The sequence below is a fragment of the Candidatus Egerieousia sp. genome (assembly GCF_056211015.1).
Genome location: NZ_JBAELF010000113.1, coordinates 1 through 9,694, shown reverse-complemented (window position 1 = coordinate 9,694; position 9,694 = coordinate 1). Strand labels below are relative to the sequence as shown.

The 9,694-nt window shown below is 48.0% G+C and carries 8 protein-coding genes; all 8 read right to left on the bottom strand.

The features are described from left to right. On the bottom strand, positions 1 to 458 hold a 458-nt coding region (locus AC06L3_RS07715; protein ID WP_475670040.1), incomplete at its 3' end, for a PASTA domain-containing protein. A 117-nt stretch (positions 459 to 575) separates the two neighbouring features. Continuing rightward, a complete protein-coding gene (gene rpmH, locus AC06L3_RS07710; RefSeq protein ID WP_475670039.1) occupies positions 576 to 728 on the bottom strand; it encodes a 50S ribosomal protein L34 in 153 nt (50 codons plus the stop codon). 71 nt (positions 729 to 799) lie between these two features. Next, on the bottom strand, positions 800 to 1,447 hold the full coding sequence (gene rsmG / locus AC06L3_RS07705; RefSeq protein WP_475670038.1) for a 16S rRNA (guanine(527)-N(7))-methyltransferase RsmG: 648 nt from the start codon (positions 1,445 to 1,447) through the stop codon (positions 800 to 802). Positions 1,448 to 1,456: 9 nt separating this feature from the next. Beyond that, entirely contained in the window at positions 1,457 to 4,183 is a 2,727-nt protein-coding gene (polA, locus tag AC06L3_RS07700; RefSeq protein ID WP_475670037.1) for a DNA polymerase I, read from the bottom strand. Further along, positions 4,180 to 5,652: a DUF1846 domain-containing protein gene (locus AC06L3_RS07695; RefSeq protein ID WP_475670036.1), complete on the bottom strand. Its 1,473-nt coding sequence runs from the start codon at positions 5,650 to 5,652 to the stop codon at positions 4,180 to 4,182. Before AC06L3_RS07695 ends, polA begins: the two co-directional genes overlap by 4 nt. Positions 5,653 to 5,824: 172 nt before the next feature. After that, on the bottom strand, positions 5,825 to 8,527 hold the full coding sequence (locus AC06L3_RS07690) for an outer membrane beta-barrel protein (protein ID WP_475670035.1): 2,703 nt from the start codon (positions 8,525 to 8,527) through the stop codon (positions 5,825 to 5,827). A gap of 198 nt (positions 8,528 to 8,725) precedes the next feature. Next, entirely contained in the window at positions 8,726 to 9,373 is a 648-nt protein-coding gene (gene ruvC / locus AC06L3_RS07685; RefSeq protein ID WP_475670034.1) for a crossover junction endodeoxyribonuclease RuvC, read from the bottom strand. Between the two features lie 18 nt (positions 9,374 to 9,391). Beyond that, positions 9,392 to 9,694: aminoacyl--tRNA ligase-related protein (locus AC06L3_RS07680; protein ID WP_475670033.1), on the bottom strand; the 303-nt coding region annotated here is incomplete at its 5' end.

Sequence of the window (9,694 nt, the reverse complement as noted above, 5' to 3'; positions counted from 1 at the left end):
TCCTCAACATAAACAAGTCTGCCTATTACAAGACCGCATGCTGCAAGGTTGGAAAGTGCCTGCCTCAGGCTGAAACCAACGAGTTGCGGAGCCTGTACGTATTTTGGTGATATGGCATTGATGGTTAGCAGAATGCGCCTGTTTTTCTTTACGTAGCCGCCGGCTTTCGGATTCTGCTTGCAGATTACGCCAGGCGCCATTCTGTTGTTGTGAATTGAATCCGTAATTTCCAGTCTGAGGCTGCCGGCATCCGCCAGGTCCATTGCCTCCTCCATTGTAAGGCCCGTGAACGATGGGACCTCAAGTCTGTGTGAGTGTCTGGTTATCAGACCGAGAAGAAAAAGCACTATGGAAAGGAAGACCACTGCACATGCAACGGCCGCCGCAAGATGCTTCAAATAATACATTAACGCTTTCTTATTATCTGTTTTTGAGTCCTTTGACTTTTGATCTGCCATATATCAACAATCTTAATACTGTCACAAAGGTATAAAAAAAGACACTTTCTTTTTGGGAAAGCGTCTGATTTTATCAGGGATTGACTGAAATATCAATTAATAAATCCTAAAAAAGGTTTAGAACAAATCCTCTGATGATACAGTCAATTTCTTACGGCCTCTTCTACGTCTTGCAGCAAGAACTCTTCTACCGTTAGGTGTTGACATACGCTCGCGGAAACCATGTTTGTTTCTGCGTTTGCGCTGTGAAGGTTGAAATGTACGTTTCATATTATGACAAATTTATTATTTTTCTCAAATGCAATTGCCCAAAACGGGAGTGCAAAGATAAGACTTTAGCTTTAAATTGCAAAAAATATTATCCTTTTGCCTTCAAAAAACTCGTAGTGGAAAATATCGGCAATGTTGAAGCCGCTCACTTTGTCCTTTGAAATGCCGGCCTTCTTTATTCCCTGCTCTATTTCGGCATAAAGTTCACCGCCTTTGTTCAAATCTCCGCCCTTGAGGTAGAATATGCCCTTTGTATAGCGTCCGCGCACCCACGGCAGAAAGTTTCCAAGATCGGTTACCGCACGTGAAACTATAAAATCGAACTTCTCCTTTCTGTCCATATCCTCAACCCTGCAGTTCATCACGCGCACGTTTTCAAGTCCTATGCCGTTTGCTACCGCCTGGGCAACCTTGATTTTCTTGCCTACGGAATCAACAAGCGTGAACTGCACCTCAGGGAACAGTATGGCCAGAGGAATGCCGGGGAAGCCGCCCCCTGTACCAACGTCCATTATGGAGCTGCCTGAAGGGAAATCAATTATCTTTGCTATCGCAAGTGAATGAAGTATATGATGAAGATAGAGGGAGTCTATGTCCTTCCTTGAAATTACGTTTATCATTGCGTTCCACTCCCTGTAGAGAGGGCCCAGAAGTGCGAATTGCTGTTTCTGCTTTTCGGAAAGGAAAGAGAATTCCTTGTAAATCAGTTCTTCTTCCATAATTACGGTTTAATGTGCGAGCAGCCAGTTTTCAGCGGCGCTGCATTCCGCCGTGAGAGGCACCTTCAGTTCGGCAACGCTTTCCATGCAGGAGCGCACAATATCCATTATTGTCCGTTCCTCGCCCGGAGCCACGTCAAAGATGAGTTCGTCGTGTACCTGCAGCACCATTCTTGACTTGAGACCCGCTTTCACCAGCCGGCTGAACACGTTTATCATTGCAAGTTTTATTATATCCGCCGCACTGCCCTGCAGAGGCGCGTTCACGGCGTTCCTCTCGCTGAAAGTGCGTACAACTGCATTGCGGGAATTTATATCGGGCAGATATCTTCTGCGGCCGTAAATGGTCTGCACGTATCCGCTGGCCCTGGCCTTCTCAACGATTGAGGAGATATACTCCTTGACTCCGGAATATGAAGCGAAGTAATCCTCAATAAGTTTCTTTGAATCGGTGCGCAACATTCCCAGGCGTTGCGAAAGCCCGAACGTTGATATCCCGTATATGATGCCGAAATTGGCTGTCTTTGCCTTTGAGCGCTCCTCCTTTGTGACCTCGTCCAATGGCTTGGAGAAGATTCTGGCAGCCGTTTCCCTGTGAATGTCCTCCCCACTGTTGAAAGCGGCTATCATATTCTCATCACCGCTTATGTGCGCCATGAGCCTCAGTTCAATCTGGGAATAATCGGCGCTCACAATGCAACCGCCCTTGAAACTGGAAACGAACGCCTTCCTGATTTCCTTGCCCCGCTCGGTACGTACCGGTATGTTCTGCAGATTCGGATTCACGCTGGAGAGTCTGCCGGTTGCTGTAATGGTCTGATTGAAAGTTGTATGAACCTTGCCGTCAGAAGGATCCGCCAGGCCCGGCAGAACATCTATGTATGTTGAGAGCAGTTTCTTCAACGCCCTGTATTCCAGAATCTTGCCAACAATCGGGTGTCTGTCTGCAATTGCTGTCAAAGCCGCCTCATCCGTTGTGTAGCTTCCCTTTGCACTCTTCTTGGCCTTAGGATCCAGCTTGAGTTTCTCGAACAGCAGAATTCCAACCTGCTTGGGCGATGAAAGATTGATGTTCGCATCATTGGCCATTTCCCTTGCCTCCTTCTCTATTCCGGCAAGTTCAGCAGTAAGTTCCCTGCTATACTGAGCCAGAGCCGCATTGTCTATCTTCACGCCACTGGCCTCCATATCCGCCAGAACTGCAATCAGAGGCATTTCAATCGTATAATAAAGTTCATCCTGTTGACGCTCCTTCAAATCCCGCATGATCTCCGGTGCGATTTTCAGCATCAGATGCTCCTTCACGCCATTCTGTTCCTCAGCCTTATGGCCATCCTGAGCCAGATAAGCCCCGGCTGCGGCATCATAGTCAAAGGAAAGATAAATCCTGCACAGTTCATTGAACTTATGGCTTCTCTCAGCATTCACCAGATATTGCATTATCTCCACATCCTCAACACCCTCAAGCCTTCCGGAAGCCAGACAGCCGTTCAAGTCCACCCCGTTTTTCCAGAGGTACTTGATGCAGTCCTTCAGCTGGCATCCCACCTTCACAATTGAGGCATCCTCCAGCACAGCCTTCATTTCCTCATCATTCACTGCCGATGGTTCATATATTCCATCTTCGCTTGCCAGAATGATTCCTTTGCCATCGCCGGTGGAGGAATCTGCTTCTGCTGCTGCAAAGAGATCAAGTGCTGCCGGAACCTCCGCCTCCTTTGAAACCAGGCCCAGAGCCAGCCTCCTGTGCTTCAAAACGCTCTCAAGGAACTCCTCCCTTCCAAGTTTTCTCACTACCAACATGGCCGATGGGTCCACGGCAGGCTTTCCTACAAACTCCGTACTTACCTGCAAGTCAATGTCTTCCGGAAGAAGCCTCTTCAATGATGGGAACTCCCACCTGTTAAGAACCTCGGTAATGGCCTGAGCGTTGAATGGCTTAAGCCTGATATCCTCCAGGGAAAGCGGAAGTTCAATGTCTGTCTTTATTGTTACCAGGAACTTGCTCAGATCAATGTGGTCGGCTGCCTCCTGGAATGATTGCCTCTGCCTTTCGGACAGTTCGTTGATGTGCTCCAGTATGGACTCTACGGAACCGTACTGGGATATGAGTTTCCCGGCTCCCTTCTCCCCTATCCCGTTCACGCCCGGAACATTGTCTGAGCTGTCGCCCCACAGGGTGAGTATGTCAATCACCTGCTCGGGACGTTGTATGCCGTATTTTTCGCAAATCTGTTCAGGACCGAGAATTTCCTGCCCGGAATCGCCCTTGGCCGGCTTGTACTGGAATATATTTTGTCTTATGAGCTGGCCGTAATCCTTGTCCGGAGTCACCATATAAATCTGTGAATCAGGATTTGAACCGCCCCATTGGATTGCCATTGAGCCAATAGTGTCATCGGCCTCAAAGCCGTTCATCATAACAACGGGAATGCCGAATGCCTTGAGAATCTCCTGCAAAGGGTCCAGCGCCGCCTTTACAAGTTCAGGAGCCGCAGTCCTGTTTGCCTTGTACTGCGGATATTTGATATGCCTGAAAGTTGCGCAAGGAGGGTCGAACGCAACGGCCAGATGCGTAGGATGCTCCTTTGAAAGAAGTTCAAGAAGCATCTTGGTGAATCCGTAAAGAATGGACGTGTCCTCATTCTTTGAATTCACCATTGGCTTGCGCATGAAAGCATAGTAGCTTCTGAATATCTGCGCATGACCGTCTATGAGGAAAACTCTGTTTTTCATTTTTTCTTGACAGGATCGCAGCTCAGTCCAACACCAAGTTTCTTGAATACCTTGCGGTCAACCTCACTGAGCATAACCGTTGAGTGAACCTGACATCCCTCAAGCAGCGGAAGACAGTCAAGGGCCTTTCTGCAGTTCTCATCCTGAGGGCTGAGCATTGCAAGCGCAACAAGCACTTCGTCCGTATGCAGCCTTGGATTGTGGCCGTGCAGATATGAAACCTTCATCTTCTGAATAGGCTCTATCATTGATTGCGGAATGAGCTTTACGGTATGGTCTATATGTGCAAGATATTTGATTGCATTAAGAATGAGCGCAGCGCTCGGGCCCAGAAGCGAGCTGGTCTCGGCGCTGAGAATGGTGCCGTCCGGCATCTCTATTGCAGAGGATGCAACACCCGAAGCTTCCTTTCTCTCGCGGGCCACAACTGTAGTTTTCCTGTAATCGGTGGTTATTCTGGCCTGCTTCATAAGAAGGGCTATCTTGTTCACCTCGGAATCGTTGCAGCCGCCTTCGGCCAGCTTGTCAAGGGCGGTGTAATAGCGCCTGATTATTTCATCACGTGAAGCGTCGCAGCATACCTCCTCATTGCTTATGCAGTAGCCAATCATGTTCACGCCCATGTCGGTTGGTGACTTGTAAGGATTCTCACCGTATATACCCTCGAACAAGGCGTTAAGTATAGGGAAGATTTCAATGTCCCTGTTATAGTTAACCGCCGTTGTACCGTATGCCTCAAGATGGAAAGGATCAATCATGTTAACATCGTTGAGGTCCGCGGTTGCCGCCTCGTATGCAATGTTCACAGGATGTTTCAAAGGAAGGTTCCAGACAGGGAAAGTCTCGAACTTGGCATACCCTGCCTTGATTCCGCGTCTGTTCTCCTGATAGAGCTGGCTAAGGCACACCGCCATCTTTCCGCTGCCGGGACCCGGTGCAGTTACTACAACCAGAGGTCTTGTGGTCTCCACATAATCGTTCTTGCCAAAACCCTCCTCGGAATCTATAAGTGCAATGTTGTTCGGATAACCTTCTATGGTGTGATGGAAATATACCTTGATTCCCATTCTCTCAAGCTTGTTCCTGTAAGCTACGGCGCTGGACTGTCCGTTGAAATGGGTGATTACAACCGAGCTTACGATGAATCCTCTGTACTCGAACTCCTCGCGCAAACGGAGCACATCCATATCGTAGGTGATGCCCAGATCATTGCGGACCTTGTTCTTCTCAATATCAACGGCGCTTATCACTATTATAATCTCGCAGCAATCGGCCAGCTGCATGAGCATCTTGAGCTTGCTGTCTGGCTCAAACCCGGGCAGCACCCTGCTTGCGTGATTGTCATCAAAAAGCTTTCCGCCGAACTCAAGATAAAGTTTGTCACCGAAATGCTCTATTCTCTGCCTGATATGCTCCGATTGAATACGCAGATATTTATCGTTGTCAAAGCCCAGTTTCTTCTGATACATATTTTATATTTGAATTGTTCCGTTCCTGTTGTTTCAGCAACAAACAAGCGCTGAAGGCATTCCCGCACATTGATTGTAAACTACAAAGATACTAAAGGCGCTTCTCTTTCTCAAAAAAAACATCCGATTCTTTTCAGAACCGGATGCCTTTGACAATGAAATCCATATATGCTTAACGGCGGCCGCCTCTCGGGCCATGTCCCATAGGACCGCGTCCCATGCCCATACCTCCGTTTCCGTTACCGAATTTTCCGAAACGCCATACCAGTGAGAACATCACGTATCTGCCAAGAGTATTGTTCTGCACATCCTGAACATAGTCTTCAGTGGTTGTCCTGTAGGTATTTCTTGCATCTGCGAGTATGTCAAACACCTTTGCCTTCAACGTGAAATTCTTGAGGAAGGTCTTTGAAATCTCAGCATTCCACACCTGCGACGGATCATCATATCCGGAGCCGTAACCTATGTAATGCGTGAAGTTGTAGTCCGTTGTGATATTGAAGTTCCATGGAAGGTTTATGTTGGCCCCAACGCTGTATGTATTGGACCAGGTTGATGGATTGCTGTTGCTCATGGATTCAACGGTGTACCATGCATTGCTGTATCTCACTCTTGCTCCTGCGCTGAGCTCCACGTCATCCGTTCTGTACATGATTCTCGCATTCTCGGAAACGCTGAAGTTCTTTGTTACGTTCTTCACAAAGGCGTCGTTGTCGCTCACGAAGCTTACTCCGTTTCCAAAGCTCATGAAAGTGAATGACATTATGGTGAACTTTGACTTGCCAATAGGTCTGTTCAGCATGACCCTGCCGGAGATATTGTAAATACCGGTATTGTCATTGACAGGCTGTGTATACTGAACGCCGTTTTCATCGTAATATTTCTGGGTTACAATGTTGTCTGTCTTGTAGGAGCCTTCCAGAGTTACTCCGAACCAGCTGAAATTCTTCCTGTTGTTGCTTCTGTACTCAGCCCACAGGCTGTTGGTGAATGACGGCTGCAGATTCATGTTTCCCAACTGAACCAACAATGGGTTGGAATTGTCCGCAATAGGCATCATCTGAGTTATTGAAGGCTGCTGTGAACGGCCACGGTAACTTATACGGAGGAACTTGTCCTCGGTGAACCTGAAATCGAACCTTGCCATAGGAGCGAAATTCCCTGTTGTATAGGTGGTGTCCCTTGCAAGTCCCGTGCTCTCTGTCTTTGCAGGTTCGTATGTGACTCCTATGTTGAAATTGTATTTCTCCTCCTGTTTCATGAACGAGAGTTCAAATCTCTGTGTGGTGAAAGTGTTCTCATAATGTGCCGAGTACTCCTCGTTCCACTTCCTTTCGCCTGACTCCAGAATATCCCAGGTGTCCTTGTCTGAGTTGGTGCGCCTCCAGTTGTATCTGTAAGCTGCCTCAACAAAGTAGTTCTTTCCCAAAGGCTCGGTATATGAGAATCTTCCCATCATGTTCTTGGAAATCTCATTCCTGTTATAATCCTGATTGATAACGCTCTTTGAACTGAATTCACCGTCCTGATAGTAATTCGTGAGAGAATAGTTGTTTCCTTCTATCTCATTGTTCTGATACTGGAAATTGAGCATCAGGGAAAGTGTCCTTCCAGGTTTACCGAGTTTCTGACGGAAAAGGAAACGGCCGCCTGCACTCTGAGATTCATTATTACCCGTGCTAAGGCTGTTACCGTCATTGGTAGGATCGTCGCCCGTCCTTGTACTGAACATTGACTCCTCCCTGAAATCTCCGCTGTTGAAGTTTGCGTAAGGACGGAACAGAATTGAGGTATTGTCCGAGATTGTCCATTCCAATTCTCCGTTAGCTCTGTGTCCCTGTGCAAATGTATTGTCCTTTGCATCCTCCATATTGAACATTGAGCCACCAGATTTGAGGAATGTCTCCTTGTCCGTCTTCTCCCTCACGTCCTTGTCCGATGATGAATACATGTAGCTACCTGTGAGTTTCAGCTTGCCGTTGAGGTAATCTCTGGTAGCATTCACGCCACCGAGTCTGGAAGTTGTGATACCGCTCCTTGAAGGGAACATTCCTCCACCGCCGCCTCGGCCGCCACGGCCTCCCTGTCTGAGCGTACCCATCATACTGGCCGCAACATCCATGAAGCCTCGGTTATTGGTGTTGTTGATGTTACCGATGATTGAGAGCTGTGATTTGTCTGTGAATTTGGCCACGATGCCGGCGCCCTGGTATCTCTCCTCTGTACCGTAACCTCCCATGAGGTTTCCGAACCAGCCGTTCATCATTCCTTTCTTGATTCCAAGGTCAAGTACGTTCTCCTCCTCGCCGTCATCAATGCCTGTGAAACGCGCCTGGTCCGATTTTCTTTCAACCACTCTCACCTTATCAACAATCTTTGCAGGGATATTCTTGGTAGCCAGCTGGGGGTCATCAAGGAAGAAGGTCTTTCCGTCAATCATTATCTTCGTGATTTCCTTGCCATTGGCCGTTATGGTTCCATCTGATGATATTTCAACTCCAGGTAATTTCTTGAGCAGTTCCTCAAGCATGTCGCTTTCGTTGGTCTTGAACACGCTGGCATTGTACTCAAGGGTATCCTTCTTTACCACCATCTGGTTGCCCACATCGGTTACAACCACTGCATCGAGCAGATTCACATCCGGCTCCAGCTGAACCTTTCCGCCATCGTTCGCTCCACGCTTAACATCAAAAGTATAGGTAAGTTTCTTGTAGCCCATATACTCCACGGTGATGGTAGCCCTTCCCACCTTCATTCTATCAAGGACAACGCTGCCGTCCTCCTTGGTCAGGGCATAATGCGTTGATGTCTGCTCACCAATGTACTTGGCGCTTACCGTTGCAAATTCAACAGGCTCCCCTGTTGATTTGTCCAATATGATTGCAGTGTATGTATTACCCTTGCCTTGAGCCTTTAACTGACCTGAGCTTGTGAATACCTGAAAAAGCACTGATATTGCGCAGCTTAGCGCAAAAAGGAATAATTTATAATGAATCTTACGCATCTTCTTCCAATAAACTTCGGTATTTGGACACATTAAAGCGTCAAAAGTTTAATTCTTCCGCACAATTTTTCACTTTTCAACCCTGTCCGGATTATCGGCAATGAACTGCGCCCAGCTACCTGCCTTGCCTCTGCCGCTTCCTCCGGATGCGGCCTTGATTTTCTGGCTTGCGCCACCACCTCTGGCCGCAACAGTCTCCTGTGCCCTGAGGATTGGTGAAGTGGTGTGATAGTGATGGCAAAGGGCTATCGCCAGTGCATCAGTGGCATCATTGTATTTCTGTTCAACATCTATGCCAAATATATGCTTCACCATTGACGCCACCTGTTCCTTTGAAGCTGCTCCCTTGCCTGTTATGGCAAGCTTCACGCTTCTTGGGGCATATTCGTGGATTGGTATGTCCTTGATGAGGGCTGCCGTTATGGCCGCTCCCTGCGCCCTGCCCAGTTTGAGCATGACCTGGGGGTTCTTGCCGTAGAACGGGGCCTCAACGGCCATTTCATCGGGGGTGTACCGCTCAATGAGCCTTGACACCTCCTTGGTTATGGTCTGCAGAATAAGGAAATGGTCATTGAGCTTCTTCAGGTTGAGCACGCCCATTGTCACATACTCGGGCTTTTTATCAAAAATGGCAATAACCCCGTAACCAAGTATATTGGTTCCGGGGTCTATTCCCATAATTATCTTCCTGGCTCCAACTATTGAAGCGTCAACCATAAGCTTCCCTTATTCAGACTAATCAATGTATTCGAATCCTGTGTAAGGACGCAATGCCTCAGGAATCCTTATGCGGCCGTCCTCTGTCTGGTTGTTCTCAATGAGTGCTGCAAGAATTCTTGGCAAAGCAAGCGAGCTGCCGTTGAGAGTGTGGGCCAGCTGAGTCTTGCCGTTCTCGTCCTTGTAACGGAGTTTCAAGCGGTTTGCCTGATAAGTCTCGAAGTTGGAAACCGAACTTACCTCAAGCCAGCGCCCCTGAGCGGCTGAATAAACCTCGAAATCGTATGTGATAGCCGAGGTGAAGCTCATATCGCCACCGCA